Here is a 23411-nt window from a genome sequence, read left to right as displayed (position 1 = left end):
CACGACGTGCGTTGTTTCTACCACCCGGATTATTTCCTCCCGCTCCCGCCCGGGCACCCGTTCCCGATGGAGAAATTTCCGGATGCCTATGGCTTGGTCAAACACAAGGTCGAGGTGTATCCGCCCCGCACGCTCCAACGATCCGATCTGGAGCGTGCTCACCTGCCAAACTATCTGAATGCGGTCAACCGGGACGACCCACGCGGCCAGCCCCACGGACTGACGACTTACGACCGGAACCGGCTCGGGCTTCCACCCGGACCACGCCTACTCGAACGCTCGATGCTGGAAACCGCGGGTACGGTATCCGCCACCCTGGCAGCCCGGGAGGACGGGCTTGCCGCCAACTTGGCCGGCGGCACCCACCATGCCTTCCCGGATCGCGGCCTGGGGTTTTGCGTGCTCAATGACATCGCCGTCGCCATTGAATACCTGCGTGCAAGCGGCCAAGCACCCGGACAAATCCTGATCGTTGATACCGACGCACATCAGGGCAATGCGAACCATGCCTACTTCCGTAACGATCCCGGAGTCTTCACCTACTCCATTCATGTCGGAAAAAACTACCCGGCGGTCAAGGAACCCGGCGACTGCGACGTACCGCTTCCCCGCTATGTCGAAAGCCTCGATTACCTAGAAGCCTTGCAAGCCAGCCTGCCTCCGGTCTTCGCAGCAACCGAACCGGACCTCGTGTTCTGGATCAGCGGTGCCGACTGCCACAGCGACGACCGCTTCGGCCAAATGCGCCTCTCCCATGAAGCCATAGCCGAACGCGACCATTGCGTCCTGGAACTCTGCCGGGAATACGGCTGCACCACCCCCGGAGCCGGAACCGTCCTGGTCTACGGAGGCGGTTACCAACCCAAGCCCGGAATGACCGGCTGGATCCATGCCCAGACCGTCCTGCGCACAGCCCGTACACATGAAACGGGACCGGCATAACGCGGCCAAGTGATAGGAGCGCCGCAGCATACTAATATCTCACGGCCGGGCGCCTGACGGCTTGCTAACCGTTTCAGGAACAGACATCCTAAGGCTTTGATGCAACGATGTACTAAGTGCAATAAGCGTATCGCCGTCGGCGGCAAAGCGCTGGGGAGCGAGCATTACTGCAGCGACCGCTGCCTGAAGCAGGGGCTCCTCCAAGCTTCCCGCGAATTTCTCGGCGAGGAACTCATCTTTGAGCGCATCGAGAGCATACACCAAGGGCCCTGCCCCAAATGTGGAGGCCATGGTCCGGTCGACATGCAAACCCACTACACGGTGTGGTCCGCAATCATCCTCACATCCTATAAAGACGTACCCGAAATCTGCTGCAAGCGCTGTGGCATCCAGAAGAAAATCGGCGGCCTGTTTTTCTCCGGATTTCTCGGATGGTGGGGCATCCCATTTGGAATCGTTATAACCCCGATCCAAGTCATCCGCAATCTCGTCGCCCTCTTTCAAGCGCCCAGTTCCAAGAAAGTTTCCAAAGCGCTGGATGAAATGGTGCGGATGGAACTGGGTGCCCGTACTCTCTTGGAGAAACAGAGTATTGAAGCTGAAAAAACAATCGGCCCTCCGGAATTACCAAATCGTCCGCGCAGCTAGTACTGCCCAAACCGCGCTTCACTTTCCCCGCGTCAATTCATAAAAACGGTGGCCGCCGATCACCAGCCGGCGCCGTTTTGTTTGCTGCAATTGATGTGGGTCGATGACTAACCGGCTGCCTCCGGAGAGCAGGCCTTGAAAAAATGCTTGGATCGTTTTCATGCCAATAGACTAACGAAATAGGCTCAGCCCGCACAGATACAGGCCATGGAAACCTTATCTGTGACAGAACCTGCTTTTCCCATCTGTGCAGGTCGATTTTTCAGAATCTGTAACTGTTACTCCCCTTCGACTTGTGCTACAGTCCCACGATGCAGGATACAGCCACAGTCACGGAGTTCATCTACGAGCGGATCGCACGCGAACTCACCGAACAGATTCAGAACGGAATCCTGCAAATCGGCGACCGGCTCCCTTCCGTGCGCGAAATCTGCCGAAGGGAACAGGTTAGCCCGGGCAGCGCCATGCAGGCCTTCGCCCTGCTGGAAGCGCGCGGACTGGTGGAGGCCAAACCGAAATCCGGCTTTTACGTACGGGCGCGTCGGATCGCCGACGCCAGTCAACCCGGACCCAGCCGGAGTAGTTTGGACCCCACCGCGGTCGGCGTCTCCGATCTGGTCGCCCAATTCTACAAAGAGGTCCACAATACGAGACTCATCCCGCTCGGCGGCAACATCCCCGCTCCGGATTTTTTCCCGAATGAAAAGCTGTCGCGCATGTTGGCTGCAGCCGTGCGCGAAAGGCCGGAATTACTCGGCGACTATTGCGTGAACCAAGGCCTGCCCGAATTCACCCGGCAACTGGCCTTGCGCCTCAGTTCATATGGCTGCCAAGTACCGCCAAACGAGATCGTCGTCACCTACGGGGCGACCGAGGCCCTCAATCTCGCCATCCGTGCAGTCGCCCGGCCCGGAGAGATCATCGCAGTCGAAACGCCTTGCTATTTCGGCGTGCTGGAAATCCTCGAAAGCCTCGGCCTGAAAGTCGCGCTGATCCCAAGCACCAGCGAGCACGGGATCCATCTGGACCATCTGGAAAAGGCGCTGCAGACCCATGACATTAAAGCGCTGGTCCTCGTCACCAGCTTCAGCAATCCAAACGGAGCCTGCCTGCCCCCGGCAAAGCGCAAAGCCCTGTACGAACTACTCAAGCGCTATGACACCCCCCTGATCGAGGACGATGTCTACGGCGACCTACACTTCGGCCCCGACCGTCCACGACCAGTCAAGGCCCACGACCGGGAGGGGCTCGTCATGTATTGCAGCTCCTTTTCCAAAAGTCTCGCGCCGGGCTTACGTACCGGCTGGATCGCCGCCGGCCGCTATCAGGACCGGGTCGCACGCTTGAAGTTCATCAACAGTATCGGCACACCGGCCGTCACCCAGCTGGCCCTGGCCAAATACCTGCAGTCGGGGGCTTACGAGCGCCACCTGAGAAACATGCGAAGACGCTTTGCCACGCAGGTTTCGCAAACCCTCGAAGCGCTTCTCGAGTCCTTTCCGGAAGGCACCGCCGTCAGTCAGCCGCAAGGCGGTTGCTCGGTCTGGGTGCAATTGCCGGATCATGTCAATGCACTGGATTTGCATGACTACGCCATCAAGGAAGGCATCTCGATCGCCCCCGGGCAGCTGTTTTGCCCCGCCAAGGACATTCAGAACCGTATCCGTATCAGCTGCAGCCACCCGGTCACGGACGAGGTCCGCCGTGCAATCCGCAAACTGGGCAGCAAAGTCAAACAACTCTCGTCCGTCCAACTGATTGGATAGGCACAGGCTCCTTTCTGCGTTGCACTCGGCAGCTTCCCTTTCAGTCTACCCCCACTATGGGCCGCAATTCCGTACATAAGATCAAGAAGCCGCCGCGTCACTCCCAACTGGCGGCAGTGGTACACATTGAGAACGAAGACGATCTCTTCGATTTGATTGAGCGTACGGACAACCCGCTCATTCTCGTGCTGGAAGGCGTGCAGGACCCCCACAATCTGGGCGCCTGCCTGCGCACCGCTTCCGGTGCCGGTGTAACTGCGGTCATTGCCCCGGTCAAGGGCGCCTGCGGCATCACCCCCACGGTCCGCGATATTTCCTGTGGCGGCGCCGACGACATCCCCTTCCTCAAAGTGAAAAATATCGGTATGCTGCTGCGCAAGCTCAGCGACCAGGGGATCCAGATAATCGGCACCTCCGACCGCGGCGACGACTCCCTCTACGATGTCGACTTCTCCGGCCCTGCCGCACTGGTACTGGGAAGCGAAGGCTGGGGTCTCCGCAAAGTGACAGGCGACCTCTGCGACCGCCTGGTCAGCATCCCCATGGCGGGTACGGTGGACTGCCTCAACGTCTCCGTCTCAGCGGGCGTCTGCCTGTACGAAGCGGTACGGCAGCGGCTCTAAGCCGCATCACCAATCCATAATCGCACGGATGTGCGCGCTCAGGATGTCCGCGTTGCGTTGATGGTGCCTCACCCGCGGGTGCTTTCGAAAGCCGTCGAAGGGGAAAAAGCAGGTCGAGAGCTTGGTATCGCCTTCCGCCTCCATTTCGGCAACGGCCGTTTCGATATAACCGGGCCATTGGCTGTCCGGGGCGGTTGCATCCATGGAGCCGAGTGCACACACAATCTGAGCTTCGGGGTAGACCGTACGCAGGGAAGCAATGAACTGCTTGTAGGCGGCTATAATATCCGGCCCCGTCGGCACCGGATCAAGACGGCCGACGAGCCACTTGTCATTTTGAAAGAGATTCACCACCACCACATCGGGCGTCCACTGGCTGAAGTCCCAACGGCTGCCTGCATCCGAAGGTGTCACCCGGTCATACATTTCCGGCATGACCAGAGGGAACCAACTCTTGATGATTCCGATGCCGCTCTTTGCGATACAACGGTATTCGGCCTCCAACTGGCGGGCAGTGATCGCACCGTATGCCATGTAGTTGTTCTCCACATGCATGCCCTTGTCACCGGCATCCTCGGGAGCAAGGTTACCCATTCCGCAAGTAATGGAGTCGCCGTAAAACTCGATCTTGCGCACCGGCTTGGCGGGGGGCGGCAACAGACGCCCGGCTTCGTCGATACGGATGCCTTCGAAAACCGTCTTCCCCTGGAAACCTTCGTTCCGCTTGAACAATACGACCTCGTTCTCCGTCGCCAACAAGGAGGCCGGGACTGTATAACTGTGCTCGCCGGGCTCGCAATCGATGACAAAAGCATCGGCCTCGTTACCGTTCACGATGACCTGGTAGAAATTCTCGCCACGCTCATCATCCAGGACCAGATCGAGGGAACCGCCCTCAAAGGCAAATTTCACCGTGCTGCCGGGCCATGTCAGCAAGACACCCGCATCCTGCAGAACTGTGCGCCCCTCATACAAGAAATCATCCGCATTTGCGGCGACCTCTTGAGAAGCAGCGGTGAGAAGGGCGGCCGGCAACAGGCCCCCCAGACAAAACGAGACAAGTAATAGGGATCGCTTCATAACTCTTCCATGAGGCAATCAGCTCACTCCACCAATGTCTAGCCGATCCGACCCGATGATGCCACCAACACAGACTTACAAGCGCAGACATATTCATGTATAAGACTTGTCATCCCAAAGCCGATGCGTCTTAGTTCCGCTACCACTCCCAAAGAGACCCTCCCCACTATGAAAAAGATATTCGTCTCCGGTTGCTACGATATCCTCCACGCGGGGCACATCCAGTTTTTCAAGGAAGCCAAAGCGCTCGGCGACCACCTGACCGTCTGCTTTGCTTCGGATCAGGTACTCTGGGAGCACAAGAATCGCCGGACATCGCTCCCGCAAGACCACAAGTTGGCTCTCATCAGCAACCTGGAGGTGGTCGACCAGGTGGTCATCGGCGGAAGCCAGGAACTGGGGCTCGATTTCAAGGATCACTTTCTGAAGATCAAACCGCATGTTCTCGCGGTGACCGAGGATGATCAATATGGCCCCAAGAAGCGAGAGCTCTGCGACGCGGTTGGGGCCGAATACGTGATCCTGCCGAAAACACCCCCCGCCTTTACCCCGGTATCTACGAGTTCGATCGTCCGCAATATCCGGACCCCCGCACAGGCGCCCTTGCGCGTCGATTTCGGGGGCGGCTGGCTCGACGTACCGAAGTATGCGCGGGAGGGTGCCTACATCGTGAACTGCGCCATCTCACCTCTGGTCTCGCTCACAAAGTGGGGCTACGAACAAAAGTCCGGCTTGGGTGGCAGCGGCGCCTGGTCACTCCTCAATGGCAACGATGGCGTGGAAAGCGAACTCAGCCTCGGCGTCGGCTGGCAAGACCCGGCCATCATCCGTGAAACCGGGGTCTGCGTCTGGCGAAGCGGCGACAAGCCTGTACTCCACTTCAAACGTAACGGGGACTTTCTTTACGGTCACATGGCACTACACTACACGGATATGCCCCACGACACACCAGGCAATGTCGACAATCTGCGTGACTTCGACCTGATAGAGAAAGCGGGGCATGTCGCGAAAGAGGCGGTCATCGAGGGAAATGTGCGAGTCCTCGGTGAAGCGATCCGGTTGAGCCATCAGGCACAACTCGGTGAAGGCATGCGCGAGCTTCCTCAAGCAGATGGCGCTTTAGCCTGCAAATACTGTGGCGGCGGCTGGGGCGGGTATGCACTTTATCTCTTTGCCGAACCGGAAGCACGCGACCAGTTTGTGGCTCGAGGCAACAATAACCGCCCAATCGAGCCCTACATCACAATTCGCTAACTGATCCAACCATCAGCGCCAGGCAGAACGTGCGTGCCGGACAGCACGACATTTCAGGATTAGGGCCAAGCCGCCGACTAGGCCGACGAACCAGACCTGGGAGACTTCAGGAATCAAGTACGGCTCAGTTAATACGATCGTACCGTCAGCATCCCCGACCCAAGTGGAGGTGATCATCTCCCCTGACGCCACGGACTGGACATGCGCCCCAGTGGCAAAAAACTCCTTGATAACCGTGCCCTGCGGATTCGTCATCGCGCCGATGTTCGCATCCGAGCCCATGCTCTGAGTGCTGTAAAAATCGAAATCCGCCGCACTCAAGCTCCCCCCCGGCAGGCTCACTTCATAGACAATATAGTCCCCGTTCATAAAACGGGCATCCGTCGCAGCCGTTTCAAAGCTGAACTCGATATCGAAATACCCGTTTCCATTTGCCTTCAGGGTGCTGTAGCCGGTCGAGACTCCCACAGGGGAAAGCGCTTCCGGTGCAAAAAAGGACGATTCCACGAGATCGAATTCCAAGGCGGTGGGATCCAGGTCCGGGTTGAGATTCAGATACCACTCGCTGATAAACTCGTTGCCGGTCAAGCCGGTGGCATGAAAGAGAAGCTCAACGGTATCGGTCTCCACCTCCACCACATCCATGGCTTGAACACGTAGCCAAGGGGTCTCCCCCGCCAACACCACCTTGTCACTGTCAAAAACGGAATCCAGTTCGAGCAGGAGAACTGCTCCGGATGCCATTGCTGCGGCGAACCAATGCCCGCATGTAAGAACTGTAAAGAGCCGGATCATGGCGAATAAAACCCGGCGACGAGCACAATCGACAGGTTTACAATTTTTTAGCATAGCCAATGCCAACAAACGCTGGCTTGCATAGCCTGCTACAAGTTTAGCCCCTCTTTCCATCGGACCTAGAGCTCACCCCTCAGTGATTTTAGGGAGATTTCTCTGCGAAAAAGACAGGCGAACCCCATGGCCTGTACAAAATCGACCAACCCGCTCATATCTGCGAGACGGGAAGGAATCCGGGGGCCTTTCCGCTCGGATTTTCCTTTACGACTACGCAGAGCGGTCCAGTTTAGAGGGTTTCACGTTTTCTGACATGAGCCTGATCGATACAATTCGCACCAATACCGACACGATCATCGGCGACGCCGAACTGGAGGACCGCCTCCACGGCAGCCGACCGCTCCGCGTCAAGCTGGGGGTCGACCCCACTCGTCCGGACCTGACCTTCGGTCACCTCGTCGTGTTCAACAAACTACGCCAGTTTCAGGACCTCGGGCACCAGGCCGTTCTCATCATCGGGGACTTCACGACCCTGATCGGAGATCCCTCCGGCCGCTCCTCCACACGCCCGGTCCTGACCAAGGAAGAAATCAAGGAAAACGCGAAGACCTATCTGGACCAGGCCTTCAAGATTCTCGATGAGGAAAAGACCGTTGTTCACTTCAACAGCGAGTGGTTCAGCGAGATGGGCTTTGAAGACTGCCTCAAGCTCGCGCGGAAGATGACGGTGGCCCGAATGCTGGAGCGCGACGACTTTGCCAAGCGCTACGCATCCAACGCCCCGATTTCCATCATTGAGTTTCTCTACCCATTGATTCAAGGCTACGATTCCCTGGTGCTGAATGCCGACGTTGAAATCGGCGGCACCGACCAGCTCTTCAACATGCTCGTCGGCCGCGCCCTGCAAAAAGATGCGGGCAAGCAGGAGCAAGCCGTCATCACGATGCCGCTGCTCGTCGGCCTCGACGGGGTCAAGAAGATGTCCAAGAGCGCGGACAACTACATTGCCTTTACCGACACGCCCAAGGAGATGTTCGGCAAGATCATGTCGATCAGTGACGACACCATGTGGGACTACTACAAGCTCCTGCTGGAGTCCAAGGACGATCAAATCGCGAAGCTCAAGGCCGGACATCCGATGCAGGCAAAGAAGAACCTGGCGTCCTCCCTCGTCGGGCAATTCCACTCGATGAAAGCCGCCAAGCACGAACTGGAGCAGTTCGAGCAGGTCTTCTCGCGCAACCAACTGCCTGACGATATGCCGACCTTCACCTGGAACGATCTTCTGGGAGATGCGGAAAACGCCGCACTGGTTGAGGTGATGGCCCAGTCCGAACTCTTTGAAAGCAAGGGCGCGATCCGCCGCTTGATCCAACAGGGCGGGGTGAAACTCAACGGAGAAAAGCAAACCGATCCGAACCGCCCAATCAGTCCCTCCGACGAAGACCAGATTTTCCAAGCCGGAAAACGCGTATTCTTCAAACTGGTCGGCTAGGACTTGTGGTAATTATTTGACTTTCAATTCCTTTCATAGAAAAACTCGGTCCCAGAACCGGACTTCACCGCAAAGACCATTTAAACGACACACGTGCTGGGACTACTCTCCAACGACATAGGCATCGACTTGGGCACGGCGAACACGCTCGTATTCGCCAAAGACAAGGGTATCGTGCTGCGCGAACCCAGCGTGGTGGCGATCTATAGCTCGACCAAGAAAGTCTGTGCCGTGGGAGCGGAAGCAAAGAAGATGCTGGGCCGCACCCCGGGTAATATCACGGCCATCCGCCCGATGAAGGACGGGGTCATCGCCGACTTTGAAATTACCGAGGCGATGCTGCGTTATTTCATCAACAAGGTGAATCGCCGCAAGACCTTCGTCGCTCCGCGCATCGTCGTCGCCGTTCCTTCGGGCATTACCGAGGTGGAACGCCGGGCCGTGAAAGACTCCGCCATCCGTGCCGGCGCCCGCGACGTCGTGCTGATCGAAGAACCGATGGCCGCCGCCATCGGCGTAGGCCTGCCGATCGATGAACCCGCAGCCAACATGATCGTGGACATCGGCGGGGGTACCACCGAAGTCGCAATTATTTCCCTCGCCGGTGTGGTCTACACCAAAAGTATCCGCGTCGGAGGTGATGAAATTGATACCGCGATCGTGAACTACATGAAGCGCGCCTACAACCTGATGATTGGTGAGCGCACTTCGGAAGAAATCAAGATCAAGATCGGTTCCGCCTTCCCGCTCGAGGAGGAAGTTTCCATGGAAGTCAGGGGCCGTGACTCGGTGGCCGGTCTGCCCAAGACCATCACGATCACCTCCCAGGAAATCCGCGAAGCCCTCACAGACACCATTGCATCGATCACCGAACTGGTCCGCAATGCGCTGGAACGTTGCCCACCGGAACTATCCGCTGACCTGGTTGACCGCGGCTTCGTGCTGGCCGGCGGCGGCGCCATGATCCGCGGCCTCGACCAACAGCTCAGCGATGCCACCGGGCTTCCCGTTATTATTGCAGACGATCCGCTCAGCGCCGTAGCCAACGGCACCGGCATGGTCTTGCAGGATCTGGCCTTTCTCTTGAAAGACCTCACCGGAACCCCGAAAAACTAATCCCCGACCGTGGCGAGCATACGCCTCGATAAGTGGAAACCACTGGTCGCGCTCGGCGTGTTTCTCCTCGCATGGTGGCTCCTGCCGACCTTCTTCAAGTCCTTTCTACGAATCAGCTTCAATGAGTTCCAGGCGCCGGCCTGGGTGGCCAGCTCCTACTTGGACGACCTGGAAGGCTTTTGGGCACGACGCAGCCACTCCAAGATCGAACTCATCGAAGCCGGGCAGGAACTGGCACGTCAGAAGGCATTCTATCAGTTGCTGGCACAGCGCAACGAGACCCTCGAAGCGGAAGTCACGCGACTCGAAGGCGTACTCAATCTGCCCAGCCGACGGGAGTTCCGCTACGAGGTAGCGCGTGTGATCCGCCGCGACCTCAACGCCTGGTGGCAGCAGGTCACCATCCGCAAGGGACGCGATTACGACATTCCCGAGGGAGCCGCCGTTATCTTTTCCGGCGGCGTGGTGGGCCGCGTCGTCGAAGTCAACGCATTCACCAGCCGCGTCGAGCTCCTAACCAGCCCGAATTTCCGCATGGCCGCCACCTTCGAAGGCGATGACCGCCCGGTCGTCTACCAAGGCCGCGGCCAAAGCGGCTTCGGACAGCCCTTCGGCGAAGTGCAGGACGCACCTCAGGATCTGGTCGCCAATTCACAAGTGCCGCTCAGACTTGTCTCCACGGGGCTCGGCGGCACCTTTCCTCCGGGCCTGACCATCGGCAGTGTGCCATGGCTGGAACCGGGCATCACCGGGATCTTTCAAGCCGGTGCGGTCCAGCTGGACCCACGGTTGCTCAGCCTCCACGAGGTCGCGATCCTCATCCCGCTCACCCCCCTGGAACTGGAAGACGATGCTCTTTGACCCGCGCATCCTCATCCTCTGTGGAGCGAACACGCTCCTCTTCTACCTGACACAACTGGTCAACTCGAGCCTGGCGGCATGGTCGCTCCACCTGGTGCTCCTCGGGCCCATGATCGTCATCCCGGCGCTCTATCTGCATCGCAATAATTTCATGATCTGCGCCTCCCTCACCGGACTTTGGGTGGATGCCGCCCTGCCCACGCCCTTCGGACTCTTTACTATCAGCTTCCTTTGTATCGGAACCTTCCTGTTGATGACCCGTGTCCGCTTCAGAACCGAACATAACTACCATTTGATCCTGCTCGCCCACGCGATTAACTTTATCTGTATTGTCCTGATTACGGTGGCAATGTCAGGCGACCAGCTTGCGTTTATCGGCTTCTGGATACAACTCCTGACCACCTCGTTGCTTTCCCACCTCGCTCTGCTCTTCATCGCACCCTGGTTCTTCAACGTGGAACGCCTGCTTTTTGAAATTTGTCGAGTGGATCCAGAACCGGAGGACCTTCCCTTTGTCTAGGAATTGCAAACCGTAGCGGTAAATGGATCAGTATGACGTGCAAAGCCGGGAAAACCCGCGCGTACTGTTTTTCCTCTGGATCACTCTGGGGGCGAGCCTCGTCCTGCTCATCGGCCTGGGCTGGCGTCAATTGGTCGCCCGCAAGGAATACGAGGCCATAGAACGTCAACAGACGGAACGCCGTATCCTCATGCCAGGGCCGCGCGGTGATATCTACGACCGGAATGGAAACCTGCTCGTCGGCAACCGCCCCCATTATTCGGCCGTCGTTTATTTGGATGACCTTCGACCAGAGTTCCGGAAAGCCTATTCCACCATCATCCGGGCGGAACGCGAGCGGCTCAGCGAGGAATACGAGAGCACGCCCGAAGCGGAACGCCCGGCCAGCCCGCCACACCCCAACTACAACGAGCTGCAGTGGGTCGCGCGCGAGTCTGTCATTCAGCACTATATTGATCTCATCAATCAGGTCACCGGCCGTGACGACAGCATCACACGCACGAAAATCATGCGGCACTTCAATGAGCAGCTACTGCTCCCCTTGCCGCTGGTGGAAGACCTGACACCCGATCAATATGCCCGCCTGGTCGAGCAGATCCCGGTACCGCCACACTCCCCCATCCGAATCCACACAGATACCGCGCGCTATTACCCCTATGGGAAACTGGCAGCACATACCCTAGGCTATGTCCAGGAAGTTTACCCTGAGGCCGACGAAATACCGAACGACGGGATCAAAACCTTCACCTTCAAGACCAAACGCGGCAAGACAGGCTTGGAACACTGGTTCGATGACCGGCTCTCCGGCAGTACGGGCATGGAAATCTGGCGGGTCGACCCGCTCGGCTTCCAAGATACGCGTCTCGAGATGCTTCCCCCGAAACAAGGGCAGGACCTGATTACCAGTATCGACATCGACCTGCAGATGGCGGCCGAAACCGCACTGGGTGAACGTACCGGCGCGGTGGTCGCACTGGACATTCAAACCGGCGAGGTCCTCACCATCGCCAGTCACCCCTCTTACGACCTGAACCGGCTGAGTCCCTTCATTCCACGCGAGACCTTTGACGAAATCAACGAAGCCGGAGGCTGGCTCAACCGGGCCCACCAACTTTCCTACCCTCCCGGCTCCACCTTCAAGCTGATCAGCTCCATCGCCGGCATGCGTGCCGATACCATCGACCAGCACACCGAGCACGATTGCCAGGGAGTCTATCGCGTGGGCAACCGGGTCTTCCGCTGCAATGCCCGCTATGGGCACGGACTCGTCGACCTAAGTACCGCAATCGAAAAGAGCTGTAATGTTTTCTTCTATGCGGAAGGCCTTCGCATGGGCATCGATGTCCTCAGCTCCGAAGCCAAGCGATTCGGTTTGGACGAAAAGACCGGCATCCAAATTCCCTTTGAAACGAGCCGCCTGGTGGTCCCCACCAAGGAATGGAAGCGTGAACGGATCGGCGTCGGATGGGTTCCGGGCGACACCGCAAACACCGCCATCGGTCAAGGTTTCCTCTTGGTCACACCCCTCCAGATGGCCACCGCCATCGCATCCATCGCACGGAGCGAAACCCGAACCAAGCCGACCATGCTGGCGCTCTCACGCGAAGAAGCCATGCAGGTCAATCACGGAGGCGAGCCCATCGGCCTTACGCCGCTGCAGAAGAAAATGCTTTGGGAAGGCATGGAACGGGTCGTGGGCCCTGACGGAACCGGGCGTCTGGTTAAGATCGACGGATTCCGCATCGGCGGAAAAACCGGGACCGCGGACTTCAGGGCCCACGGGAAAGAGGTCAACCTCGCCTGGTTCGTCGGCTTTGCCCCGATTGAGAATCCGCAAATCGCGGTCGCCGTCATGGTCCAAGGCACCAAGGAGGATCAAAGCTACCACGGTGGCTCGACCGCAGGCCCCGTCGCCAAAGACCTCTTTCTCAAGTTCATCGAGAAGTACCCCGAGCGCGCCGGCTTTCCGACCGCGGAACGTTAAAAACGCAACAGTCTATAATTTGCGGATATCCGCGTAACTGCCGCTCGGCAGTTCCCGTAATCGCGGAAAGGCCTCGATCAGCTTTCGGGCACAGGTCTCACCGTCCGGCATATCTGCCGTGCCTTTGGCTGCCTTCAACCGCTCCAGCGTTTCATAGCGCTCATCCGTCGGCTGGGCCGTAAGGTAATCCTGCATCGCCGTATCGACCAAGCCCGGAGCCAAGGCCGTAAAATGTGCTTCCGGATGCTCGCCGGCATACAACTTGACCAGCATGTTCAGCGCGGCCTTGGAAAGACTGTAGCCATTCCAGCCACGGCTGCCGGATTGGGACGCCCCGGATGAGATGGCCACCACTTGGGCGATTGCCGGCACACGCTCGAACAACAGATCCAGAAGCCATTTATTGGCAAACACATTGACCTCCATGGTCTCACGGATGTCGTCCAGCGGGGTCGCTTTCATGTCGCGGATCTGCCCAAGCTTTCCGGCATTGAGAATCACCTGATCAAAATGAGTCACTCCCTCGATAAACTGCCCGAGCACGGGCTCCGCCGCAGTGGCATCCGCCAGATTCACCGAGGTAAAGTGTAAGCCTTGCGCAATCAGGCCTGCCGGAGCCCGGCGGCTACAGCCCCAAACCTGCGCTCCCATCTCCAAGTACACCTTAGCCAAGCCATGGCCCAGACCTGAACTGACTCCTGTAATGAAAATATTCCGAGACATGGCTTATAAGTGACAAAGATTCAGGCCCATGGCAACCCAAGCCACCGCTCGCAGGCATCGCCAAATCCGGTCTTGCTTGATGTCAGCTCCGATCGCACATTTTAAATAGGACCAAGGCGGGAATCCCGCACCATCGACAGGATAGACTCTCCTTTTAACCAAGCATGCAGGCCTACTCCTTTGACATCTTCGACACCCTGATCGCACGTGCCGTTGCCACGGATCGGGGAGTGTTCAGTATGATGCGCGCGGAACTCAGGCGAGGCCAGATTCCGGAGATTCCAGACAGGATCGTTCAAGAATTCTTCCACATCCGGATCGAAGCCCAAAAGCTGGCCATGACGGATGAAAAGCATCCGCACCCGGAAGTCACACTCGATGAGATCTACCGGGCGATGGGAAAGCGCTACCACGAGCTTCAAGCCTCGCACCTGAAGAGCTTACAGGCTCTGGAGGAGTCGGTCGAGGTGGAGCTCTGCTATGGCATCCCCACACAGATCGAGCGGGCCCTGGCGCTACACGACCGGGGGCTGAAGGTAATCCTCATGTCCGACATGTACCTGAGTAAACAGGTGATCGAGCAAATCCTCACAAAGATAGAGCCCCGATTGATGGAACTGCCACTCTATCTCTCCTCTGAATTGCGGGTCACCAAAGCGGACGGCTCGCTCTACGAATTGGCCCTCAAGGAAGAACAACTTTCCCCCAAACAGCTCCATCACACCGGAGATAACTTCCGCTCGGATTGCCTCATGGCCAAGCGGTACGGGGTGCCGTTCACCCACTATCGCGAAGCCGAATTGAACCCGCTGGAGAAGGCCTATCTCCGCGAAAGCTCAAACCAGTTCCTGCAGCTCCATGCCGGAGTCAGCCGGCAATGCCGCCTTCAGGCCGGCACCCAGCCGCCCTCCTACCACCTCGGTGCCGTATTCACCGGGCCCTTGTTTTTCGGCTTTGTCCATGAACTGCTGCAGAAGGCTCAACACGAAGGCATCCGGCGTGTGTATTTCCTCGCCCGGGATGGCTACCTGATGAAGCTGATCGCCGATATTCTGGTGGACAAACTGCAGCTGGAGATCGACGTCCGCTACCTCTATGTCTCCCGGCAGTCTACCTACTTTGCCTCGCTTCTACGCCTGACTGAGGAAAACCTAAGCCTGAGCTTTCAGGAAATGGACAATGTCATGACCCTCGAGCTCTTGGGCAAACGCCTGCGAACCGAACCGGAAGAACTGCTATCACAGCTGGATCCGAAACTGGCTGGCGAACTCCGCTCACAAGGCCCGAAGCAGCAGATGGAACCCGGACAAGTCCATGCCATCAAGGACGCCATCCTGAAAAACGAAGACTTCCGCCACCTGATCGAGTCCAAGGCTGCTACGGAGCGTGAGCTGGTACTGGCTTATTTCCGGCAGGAGGGATTACTGGATGGCGGGCGGATCGGCTGTGTCGATATCGGCTGGAAAGGGACCCTGCAGGACGCCATGTTCACCATCCTGCAGAGTGCAATGCCCAACATTGCCATCACCTCCTACTATTTTGCAGTCACCCACTATAGCCGGAAGACCTACCCGGAAAACCGTAAGATCCCCTACTGCATGTATCCTTCCACCAAGGCCGGCATCGGCCCGGTGTTTGAGCTGCTGCTGCAGTGCCCGCACGGAACCACGATCAAGTATAGCCAGGATGCCGACGGCCGCTACCAGCCTGTCTTAAAGGCGCCGGCGCAGGACCAGAAAGCTTGGTGCGTCGAAAGCTATGCCGAGGGTATCCAGCGATTCAGTACAATCCTGACCGGCTGGTTGCAGGAGCATCCGGAAATGGAGCCCACCTACATGGGAATCACTCCGATCCTCGTCGAAAAACTGAAGGATGCGGATCCCTTCATCGCCACCTCGCTCGGCGATCTGCTCTACAGTGGCAACCAGGAAGAAACACGTCTGCGACCGATGGCCCCCGCCTTTACCTTCACAATGGCACTGCGTTACATATTTGCCTCCGAGCCGAGCCGCGGGTGGATGACGCAATGGTTTGACGGCAGCTATAACCGAAGCGGCCTGCCAAGCAAGTGCCTCCTGTCCCTCGATCCGCGGCGACAGATCCGAAAAGTCATCCGCCAGATCTGCCCGTCGACTCGCTTCGAGGAGTGGAGGGATTCGATGCGCCGCCGGGTCAAGCTTCTGTGCACCCGCCGCCGGACCTAGCCCAGCAGTTCCGGAATGGTGAAGGAAATTGTGGTTCCCTCCCCCGGAGCCGATTCCCAGGTAAGATGGCCCCCGTGCCGCTGTACGAAGTCCTCACAGAGCATCAGTCCGAAACCGGACCCGACCTCGCCTGAAGTACCGCTCTGCTTTTTACGGTCGTCGATCTTGAGTAATAAAGCCTGCACTTCCGGGCTCATGCCGACCCCCTTGTCGCACACTTGAAACTCCCAAAGTCCGGGCTGGCGATAGATCCGGACCGTCACAACGCCTCCCTGATGCGAATATTTCAAAGCATTGGAGAGCAGGTTCCGGAAGATCGCCTGCAACATGTATGGATCGGCACGAATCAAGCCGCTATCGTAGGCTTCCAGCCGGATCTTCTGGTTCTTACGCGCGGCCATGCTTTCGAGACGTTCCATTTCGGTTTCGATCAGCTGCGTGATCTCAATCCGCTCCATACGGAATTTCAATTCCTGCCCCGAGCTTCGGGTCCACGCAACCAGATCCCTTAAGAGATCATCGGCATCGTGGGCCGATCGGCGAATCAGGCCGCTAAGACGCTTGGCGTCTTCCACATCCCCCTGGTCCAATCGCTTATCCAGAAGGCTCACCAAAGTGACCACCCCGCCGATCGCGGTGCGCAAGTCGTGACCGACAATCGACAGCAAGCGGTCCTTGCTATGGTTCAGGGCCTGAAGACGAATCTCTTCGTCGGTCGGGCTCCCAAAGGGGTGTTCCACGCCGTGCTTGGCCAGATTTGCATCGGAATCATCAGACTGGGGCATTGTAGATACGAGTTTATCCGAATGACCTACCTTGTCGATCCCGGATCATTGAATTGCAGGCCGCAGTGATCTGCTTGACCTGATTGCAGATATCCATGTCCTGAAGCTAGAACGAACGCCGCAGCCATTAGCAATCGAGCGCCATCTTAATGGATTTCACCTTCACATTCCTCCATCTCTTCTTTCTCGTTACCTGCCTCATTTCCCCGCTCCTGCTCGCCTTCACGGTGTGCATCTGCGTCCTTGGGATGATCGTGGGTAAAATCGAATGCTGGTCGCGGGGCGATGCACTCTATTGGGCCTTCATCACAGCCCTGACCGTGGGATATGGTGATTACCGGCCGCAAAGGCGCCTCTCCAGAATCTTGTCGATCCTGATCGCCGTGCTGGGCTTGCTCATGACCGGCATCCTTGTCGCAGTCTCGGTTCAATCCGCCTCGATCGCATTTAAAAAACATATCGACCAAGAAGGGATGCAGGCCATTGAGCAGCGCATCAATCTGCCGGAAGCCGACAGGTAAAGGCATGGCAGAGCGCCACGGCTGCGGCATCCGACTCATCAAAACGCATACCGAAATCGGTGCCGGTTAATTGGCGGAGCGTGCGGGCCACTTGTTCCTTGCTGGCACGTCCGGTGCCGGCCACCGCCTGCTTGATCCGTAGCGGAGCATACTCATATACCGGCAGTCCCCGCATTGCGGCACAGGCAATGGCCGCCCCCCGGGCCATGCCCAGAATCTGCGCGGTCTGGAAGTTCTGCACGTATATCGTCTCTTCGATCGCCACATGACGGATCTGGTGCTGGTCGATGAAATCCTCCACTTGGTGGGCGATCGCCCCCAGGCATTCGATCTGCGAGAGGGCCTGTTTCAACTTGAGTGTCACCGATTCCAGCACCCGGATCTCCTGACTGGATCGGTAGTCGATGACCGCAAAGCCGGTGCCCCGCAAGCTGGGATCGATCCCCATGACGACCCCGCTGAAGCTGGCCTTCGCCAGGACGGGTGCGGTCGCCGGGCGGCTGGCGGGGGTACCGCCGCGGGCCACATATTCGGCCCATAGTTTACGTGAGGATTTCCGAGGCATGGGAGTCGCCGCTAGAGAATGAGCTTCATGCCGCCAATGACAATAAAGACCCAGATCAAAATCTCGAAAAGCTTCTGGTTGATAAAGCGCACGAGGTATCGTGCAAGAAAGGCACCCGCCACCGAAAAGAGCATGAAGCTCGCACTCATCCGGAAGGATTCCGCGTTGATGATGCCCAAGTGCATCATGAATGGCACCTTGAAGCAGTTGACCAGCAGGAAAAACCATGCGGAGGTGCCGATGTAGGCATACTTGGGCAGTCCCGAAGCGATGAAATACAAGGCCGCCACCGGGCCGGCCGCATTGGCCACCATGGTGGCGAAGCCGCCCACGATACCGGTCGATGCCACAAAGACCGGATGATGCGGCAGCTTGTCCTCTTCCTCGCTGTGCCGGCGCAGCCATTTCCGCAAGAAATGAATCACGGTCATGCTCAAAAGCACGCCGCCGATCAGGACCCGTACCTGTGCATCGTCAATCCAGCCGAATACGAAGTAGCCGATCACAATGCCCACCACCGTCCAAGGGGCCAAACGCAGGATGTAGGGCCACAGCGCATGACGGCGGTAGACCAACACGGCGACGATGTCGGCCGAGAGCAGGATCGGGAGCAGGACGCCAACCGAAGCCTTCGGCGGCAAAGCGAGCGCCATGAGCACGACAGTGAGATTGCCCACCCCTGGCAGCCCCCCTTTGCCCATGCCGACAAAAAGCGCACCCAGTGCGATTAATCCGTACTGCCAAAGTTCCAAATCATTCATTCCCCATAGAGCCCTCCATCGCCATTCCGCTGGCAGCCTTGGCGACTCGCTCCAGATGCCAAGCCTTAAGACAACGCTTTCACGAACTCATGTGCCCCTCGAAACTGTGCAGTTCACACTTCACAACGCCGTCAAAGGCGGCATAAGTCCATCCGTGCGTTGGAAATGTATCACCTCTTATGACGGCACCGACTTTGACGGCTGGCAGCGGCAACCGTCCGGCGGCAGCGTGCAAAACCACCTCGAAGCCGCTCTCAGCCGCATCTTTGACCGCCAAGTGCTCATCCAGGGCAGTGGCCGAACGGATGCCGGCGTGCATGCGCGGGGGCAATGCTTCCATTTCGATGCCGACTGGCCCCACCCGCCCGATAAATTACTGCGTGCGCTCCACTCCATTCTACCGGTGACCATCCGGATCGAATCGGCCGCTCAGGTCCCAGACGACTTCCATGCCCGCCACTCGGCCGTGGGCAAACGCTACAGCTATCGCTACTATCTCGGACGCGCCAATCCGCTGGAACAACGCTACCTATGGGCCTGCCGCGATGTCCCCATGCGCTGGGAAGCCATGCTCGACGCCGCCGAACGACTCGTCGGCACACACGATTTTACCGCCTACGGAGCCACTCACGGCAAAGACAACGACCCCAATCCCGTAAAAACCATCCATCGACTCGACCTGAGCCGCAAAGGCAGGCACATCACGCTGGTCACCGAAGGCAGCGGTTACCTCTACCGCATGGTGCGGAGTCTGGCCGGTGCGCTCTACTGGGTCGGTCGCGGCCGGCTCACCCCGGAGGACATCACCAGAATCCTCGAATCCAGGCAACGCACCCACCGGATCGTCACCGCACCGGCCCAGGGACTTTGCCTGGACCGGGTCTTTTATGAATAGCCACCTGACTGCGGCGACAGCGCCTCGAAAGAATGATCTCGCGCCTTACCAAGTGTATTCGACCGTGTAGGTAATGGTTTGGCTCCCATCGGGCTCGACCGTAGCCGTAAACTCGATCGTCTGGGCATCCTTCTTATCAAAGCGATGTGACGGATTCTGAATCTCCCAGTTGGACCAACGGTACAGATGCTCGACCACCTGTACGGTCACCGGCTCCTCACTGCGGTTGCGGACTTCGATCTCAAAGCTCTCGCGGATGAGGTCTTGGCTGGGATGACGATAGAAGTTGGTGCGGGTCCGCTCACCAACCAAATCGAAGGCATTGCCGAGATAGACGCGGATGGTTTCGTTCTTCGGCGTGTGATCGATGGTGTTTTCACCGGTAAATTCCAACTGCCCGTCATCGTCCATCCGGTAAAATCGGGTACGGCCGGCCGGAAGCGGCACGCCCAGATTGTTTTCCTCGGAATTCTTGAACTCGCGGTAAATGGCCACATCCGGCTTATCATTCTGGCCATAGCTCTGATTCTGGTTCACTCCGCCATAATAACGCCAGTTGTTGGGAATATTGGCGCCGTCATACACGTAGAGCTTCTTCGACTTCACCCCCTCGGCCCGCACAAACTCCACCTGCTTGGTCTCGCGGTCACGCAGCGTCGTGGGCAACGGCAAGGTATACATGTGGAACTCGTCGAACTTCTTTTCCGCCACTTGCGGCGCCTTTTCGGCGACATCCATCGCAAAGGCCAGAGCCGGCCGGCTGCGGACAGACGCCCCCACCTCCTCGACCTTGTTCACATCACCGGCGATGAGCTTGATCTTCGCCTCTTCGAAGGTCTTGCCGGTATTGTTCTCGATCGAAACCCAGCCGGTCAGACTCAAATCATCACCCTCCTCCGGCAAAACCAGGTTGTAGTCCGCCTTCCAGCTCATGCCATAGGTCAGGTAGCTCAGCTGTGCATCCAAAGCCGCTTGCTCCGGACTGTGCAATTTCCAGGACAGGGTCGGTTGCAGGACCGAGTCATCCCCAAGACTGGGAAAGAGCGGCGTCCCCGGCAGGCTGGTCTGCAGCTTGCCGTCGACTTCAATGATCGGCTCCAGCATCTTCTGGTACTGGTTGCCATACTGGTTCTTGGCCATGACCTGGGCGGGCGCACGGACGATCTTTCCCTTTACCACAGCCTCGCCTTTGAGGAAATCGATCGTCTCCCCCTCGAACATCTGGAGCAGTTTCATCTGGTCGACCGGATCACCGCGATAGCTCTGTTCCACCACGCTGAGGGCCACCTGGCCGCTCGGATCTCGCAAGACCACCGATTCGGGCTCCAACTGGGCAGTCACCCCGCTGTAGCTGGTCTCGGTGATGCCTTGGTCGAGCCGGAGCGGCACGCTGTCGCGCACGACCCCGAAGTTGTCATTGTAGACCGTGATCGCGGTCTGGGCCGAAACAACGCCGGTCAACAGACAGGCAGCCAGGCAGGGGAATAGTGTAGGCTTCATAAAGGGATAACGCGCCATGCGGTCCCTTTATTAGAAAGAAATAGAAATTTCTGGCAAACGTAGACCGTTATTTCCCTTCAATCGTATCCGCCAAGTCACAGAAAAACGCGATGGCCGACTCGAAGCGCTCGCGACGCGCGTCGTCCGCCATCAAGCCCAGTTCGGTATAGCTCAGAACGCCCCCTCCAAAATACAGGTTGGCCTTGGCTTCCTTCACCTGCCGGAAGATCCAGGCCCGCCGCTCCTCGTTTAAAAGACTGGCGACACGCGGACCCATATCCGTGCGCACATCCACGGCGGCATCAAAGGCCGTATCGCCGCTTTTCCAACGGGGTTTTCCCTTGCTGTCCCGCTGGCTCAGCCCACTGAGCAGACCGGCGGGAGCGAATTGGGCGGCAAGCGCCTTATCCCGCAACTCGACCTTCAGCACAGTTTCGATTTGCCGGGTATTTTGCAGGCCGCGGCCCGGCACGGAAATGGACAACTCACGCCCGCGGTGGCTCCCGAAGACCGAAGGCTCGGGACGGATCATGCCGAGCAACTGAGGCGCCGGAATATTCAGCTCCAAGCCATACGCCTCGGAAAGCTGCTCGAATTGCGCCTGGATCTTGACCGAAGCCTTACGCACCAACGTCCAGAAGAGGTAGGCCAGCGCGAATGCCAGCACGAGGACAAAGCCAATCTCAAAATACATGCCCTAGGCTTGCCGCGACCCGCCGCCTCTGGCGAGTTCTTTCCACCACTTGACCTAGACCTAAAGTTCATGAGACTATCCATATGCAAGCCTTCAGCCATCCGGGTAAGAACTGCCAAATCGATCTGCGCCAAGTTGAGGTCGACGATCTGCCCACGCTCATTGCCCTGAACAAGAAGGCCTTCCCGCTCATGGCCGAAGAGAATGTGGTCTGGAGCGAGCGCCAGCTCCGCAACCACTTGAAGGTCTTTCCTGAAGGCCAGATCGTCGCGGAAATTGACGGCCGGATCGTCGGGGCGGTTTCCTCGCTGGTCATTGCCAGCGGACGCGACCCCTACCGGGCCCACACTTACGCCGGAATCACCGATGGCGGCTATTTCCACAACCATGATCCGCAGGGAGATACCCTCTACGGGGCCGATGTCTATGTGGATCCTGACTTCCAGGGACGCGGGATCGGGGCCGCACTCTACGAGGCCCGGAGACGCCTCTGCCGCCAACTCAACCTGCGCCGCATTCTCGCAGGTGGCCGGCTGGCGGGGTATCACCCACACGCCGACACCCTCTCGCCCGAAGCCTATGCCAACAAGGTCAAGGACGGGGAATTGAAAGACGGCGTGTTGGGCTTCCAATTGCGCCATGGCTTTGTCCTGCGGGGCGTACTGCACAACTACATCACCGACCCGATGAGCCATAACAACGCGAGTCTGATCGAGTGGTTAAATCCGGACTACAAGGAGCATGAAGCCAGTTCCAAAGTGCGCATCGCCTGTGTCCAATACCAAGTACGAAAGATCGACAGCTTCGCGGACTTCGCCAACCAAGTGGAGTATTTCGTCGAAACCGCGGCCGACTACCGGGCGGACTTTGTCCTCTTCCCCGAGTTCTTCAGCGTCCAACTCCTGTCCGTGCTGGAGCCGCTCTCAGCCATTGAAGGCATCCGCAAACTGGCCACCGATTTCACGGATCCTTTCGTCGGACTGATGTCGAGCATGGCTAAAAAGTACGGCCTCTATATTATCGCAGGGAGTCATCCGATCGAAACCGGAGACAAGCTGCAGAACCAATGCCTGATCTTCGACCCCGAAGGCCGCTACGTCACGCAGCCGAAACTACATATCACGCCGGCCGAACAACGCTACTGGGGCATCAGCGGTGGCAACGAGCTCGTCATCCTGCCCACGCCGAAGGCCAAAATCGCGGTGCAGATCTGCTACGATGTGGAATTCCCCGAAGCCAGCCGCTACCTCGCCGACCAGGGCGTCGAGATCCTCTTTGTGCCCTACTGCACCGACGACCGCCACGGCAACCTGCGCGTGCGCTACTGCGCACAGGCCCGGGCCATCGAAAACCAGATCTTCGTGGCCACCGCCGGCATCATCGGCAACCTCCCCAGCGTGCCAGCCATGGACATCCACTACGGACAGGCCGCCGTCTTCACTCCCTCCGACTTCGAATTTGCACGCGACGGGATCCAAGCCATCGCCGACTCAAACGTGGAAACGCTCCTCGTGACCGACATCGACACGGAAGACCTTTACCGCTCCCGCAGTGCCGGCTCCGTCACCCCTCGACTGGATCGCCGGACCGACCTCTTCGAACTGAAGGTCAACCTGAAGAACCTCGGTACCGATAACACACCCCACTCCGGGCCCGAACTGGAAATGCCGAAATAGCACCTT

The 23411-nt window shown here is 58.3% G+C and carries 23 protein-coding genes; 14 read left to right on the top strand and 9 right to left on the bottom strand.

Annotated features, from left to right (window positions below):
* Positions 1–66 precede the first annotated feature (66 nt).
* Together O2597_RS09135 and O2597_RS09130 are read left to right on the top strand one after the other, a co-directional pair.
* Positions 67–942: a histone deacetylase family protein gene (locus O2597_RS09135; RefSeq protein ID WP_269524168.1), complete on the top strand. Its 876-nt coding sequence runs from the start codon at positions 67–69 to the stop codon at positions 940–942.
* A gap of 99 nt (positions 943–1041) precedes the next feature.
* Positions 1042–1590, top strand: coding sequence for a hypothetical protein (locus O2597_RS09130; protein ID WP_269524166.1), 549 nt, complete (start codon positions 1042–1044; stop codon positions 1588–1590).
* Positions 1591–1608: 18 nt separating this feature from the next.
* Here O2597_RS09130 and O2597_RS09125 read toward each other — a convergent pair whose 3' ends face one another.
* A complete protein-coding gene (locus tag O2597_RS09125; protein WP_269524164.1) occupies positions 1609–1752 on the bottom strand; it encodes a hypothetical protein in 144 nt (47 codons plus the stop codon).
* Between the two features lie 149 nt (positions 1753–1901).
* On the opposite strand from O2597_RS09125, the gene O2597_RS09120 reads away from it, so the two are divergent.
* Entirely contained in the window at positions 1902–3356 is a 1455-nt protein-coding gene (locus O2597_RS09120; RefSeq protein ID WP_269524162.1) for an aminotransferase-like domain-containing protein, read from the top strand.
* A gap of 56 nt (positions 3357–3412) precedes the next feature.
* Entirely contained in the window at positions 3413–3979 is a 567-nt protein-coding gene (gene rlmB, locus O2597_RS09115; protein WP_269524160.1) for a 23S rRNA (guanosine(2251)-2'-O)-methyltransferase RlmB, read from the top strand.
* A gap of 6 nt (positions 3980–3985) precedes the next feature.
* On the opposite strand, the gene O2597_RS09110 is transcribed toward rlmB, so the two are convergent.
* Positions 3986–5059, bottom strand: a complete 1074-nt coding sequence (locus O2597_RS09110) for an SGNH/GDSL hydrolase family protein (protein WP_269524158.1) — start codon at positions 5057–5059, stop codon at positions 3986–3988.
* A gap of 168 nt (positions 5060–5227) precedes the next feature.
* Here O2597_RS09110 and O2597_RS09105 point away from each other — a divergent pair, with 168 nt between their 5' ends.
* Positions 5228–6313 carry an adenylyltransferase/cytidyltransferase family protein gene (locus O2597_RS09105; RefSeq protein WP_269524156.1) on the top strand — a complete coding sequence of 362 codons (1086 nt, stop codon included), beginning with the start codon at positions 5228–5230 and terminating at the stop codon, positions 6311–6313.
* A 12-nt stretch (positions 6314–6325) separates the two neighbouring features.
* Here O2597_RS09105 and O2597_RS09100 read toward each other — a convergent pair whose 3' ends face one another.
* A complete protein-coding gene (locus O2597_RS09100; RefSeq protein ID WP_269524154.1) occupies positions 6326–7057 on the bottom strand; it encodes a hypothetical protein in 732 nt (243 codons plus the stop codon).
* A gap of 361 nt (positions 7058–7418) precedes the next feature.
* Between O2597_RS09100 and tyrS the strand changes: the two genes are divergently transcribed.
* From tyrS to O2597_RS09075, 5 genes are all read left to right on the top strand, one after another.
* Complete coding sequence (gene tyrS, locus O2597_RS09095; RefSeq protein WP_269524152.1) at positions 7419–8600, top strand: tyrosine--tRNA ligase; 1182 nt, start codon at positions 7419–7421, stop codon at positions 8598–8600.
* Between the two features lie 93 nt (positions 8601–8693).
* Complete coding sequence (locus tag O2597_RS09090; RefSeq protein WP_269524150.1) at positions 8694–9716, top strand: rod shape-determining protein; 1023 nt, start codon at positions 8694–8696, stop codon at positions 9714–9716.
* Positions 9717–9725: 9 nt separating this feature from the next.
* On the top strand, positions 9726–10577 hold the full coding sequence (mreC, locus tag O2597_RS09085; protein WP_269524148.1) for a rod shape-determining protein MreC: 852 nt from the start codon (positions 9726–9728) through the stop codon (positions 10575–10577).
* Positions 10567–11097, top strand: a complete 531-nt coding sequence (locus tag O2597_RS09080; protein ID WP_269524146.1) for a hypothetical protein — start codon at positions 10567–10569, stop codon at positions 11095–11097. Before mreC ends, O2597_RS09080 begins: the two co-directional genes overlap by 11 nt.
* 22 nt (positions 11098–11119) lie before the next feature.
* The gene (locus tag O2597_RS09075; RefSeq protein WP_269524145.1) at positions 11120–13081 is read left to right on the top strand and encodes a peptidoglycan D,D-transpeptidase FtsI family protein; all 1962 of its coding nucleotides are present in this window, start codon (positions 11120–11122) and stop codon (positions 13079–13081) included.
* Between the two features lie 12 nt (positions 13082–13093).
* Here O2597_RS09075 and O2597_RS09070 read toward each other — a convergent pair whose 3' ends face one another.
* Positions 13094–13804 (bottom strand): SDR family NAD(P)-dependent oxidoreductase, encoded by a 711-nt coding sequence (locus O2597_RS09070; protein ID WP_269524143.1) that lies wholly within the window; start codon positions 13802–13804, stop codon positions 13094–13096.
* 164 nt (positions 13805–13968) lie between these two features.
* Between O2597_RS09070 and O2597_RS09065 the strand changes: the two genes are divergently transcribed.
* On the top strand, positions 13969–16008 hold the full coding sequence (locus O2597_RS09065) for an HAD family hydrolase (RefSeq protein ID WP_269524141.1): 2040 nt from the start codon (positions 13969–13971) through the stop codon (positions 16006–16008).
* Here O2597_RS09065 and O2597_RS09060 read toward each other — a convergent pair.
* Positions 16005–16793: a sensor histidine kinase gene (locus O2597_RS09060; protein ID WP_269524139.1), complete on the bottom strand. Its 789-nt coding sequence runs from the start codon at positions 16791–16793 to the stop codon at positions 16005–16007. The two genes, O2597_RS09065 and O2597_RS09060, sit on opposite strands and share 4 nt — an antisense overlap.
* A 149-nt stretch (positions 16794–16942) precedes the next feature.
* Between O2597_RS09060 and O2597_RS09055 the strand changes: the two genes are divergently transcribed.
* Positions 16943–17314: a potassium channel family protein gene (locus O2597_RS09055; protein WP_269524137.1), complete on the top strand. Its 372-nt coding sequence runs from the start codon at positions 16943–16945 to the stop codon at positions 17312–17314.
* Here O2597_RS09055 and O2597_RS09050 read toward each other — a convergent pair.
* Positions 17289–17879: a crossover junction endodeoxyribonuclease RuvC gene (locus tag O2597_RS09050; RefSeq protein ID WP_269524136.1), complete on the bottom strand. Its 591-nt coding sequence runs from the start codon at positions 17877–17879 to the stop codon at positions 17289–17291. The genes O2597_RS09055 and O2597_RS09050 overlap by 26 nt on opposite strands.
* Before the next feature lie 11 nt (positions 17880–17890).
* A complete protein-coding gene (locus O2597_RS09045) occupies positions 17891–18640 on the bottom strand; it encodes a sulfite exporter TauE/SafE family protein (RefSeq protein ID WP_269524134.1) in 750 nt (249 codons plus the stop codon).
* A gap of 91 nt (positions 18641–18731) precedes the next feature.
* Between O2597_RS09045 and truA the strand changes: the two genes are divergently transcribed.
* Complete coding sequence (truA, locus tag O2597_RS09040; protein WP_269524132.1) at positions 18732–19535, top strand: tRNA pseudouridine(38-40) synthase TruA; 804 nt, start codon at positions 18732–18734, stop codon at positions 19533–19535.
* A 45-nt stretch (positions 19536–19580) separates the two neighbouring features.
* Here the strand turns inward: truA and O2597_RS09035 are convergent, their stop codons facing one another.
* Both O2597_RS09035 and O2597_RS09030 read right to left on the bottom strand, forming a co-directional pair.
* Positions 19581–21035 (bottom strand): DUF4139 domain-containing protein, encoded by a 1455-nt coding sequence (locus O2597_RS09035; protein WP_269524130.1) that lies wholly within the window; start codon positions 21033–21035, stop codon positions 19581–19583.
* Between the two features lie 67 nt (positions 21036–21102).
* Complete coding sequence (locus tag O2597_RS09030) at positions 21103–21729, bottom strand: hypothetical protein (RefSeq protein ID WP_269524128.1); 627 nt, start codon at positions 21727–21729, stop codon at positions 21103–21105.
* A gap of 83 nt (positions 21730–21812) precedes the next feature.
* Here O2597_RS09030 and O2597_RS09025 point away from each other — a divergent pair, with 83 nt between their 5' ends.
* On the top strand, positions 21813–23405 hold the full coding sequence (locus tag O2597_RS09025; RefSeq protein WP_269524126.1) for a bifunctional GNAT family N-acetyltransferase/carbon-nitrogen hydrolase family protein: 1593 nt from the start codon (positions 21813–21815) through the stop codon (positions 23403–23405).
* The last annotated feature ends 6 nt before the right edge of the window (positions 23406–23411 follow it).

The organism is Coraliomargarita parva, assembly GCF_027257905.1.
In the GTDB taxonomy this organism is placed as follows: Bacteria; Verrucomicrobiota; Verrucomicrobiia; order Opitutales; family Coraliomargaritaceae; genus Coraliomargarita_A; species Coraliomargarita_A parva.
Note: the sequence above shows the minus strand (reverse complement) of the source record. Positions and strands in the feature narration are given on the sequence as shown.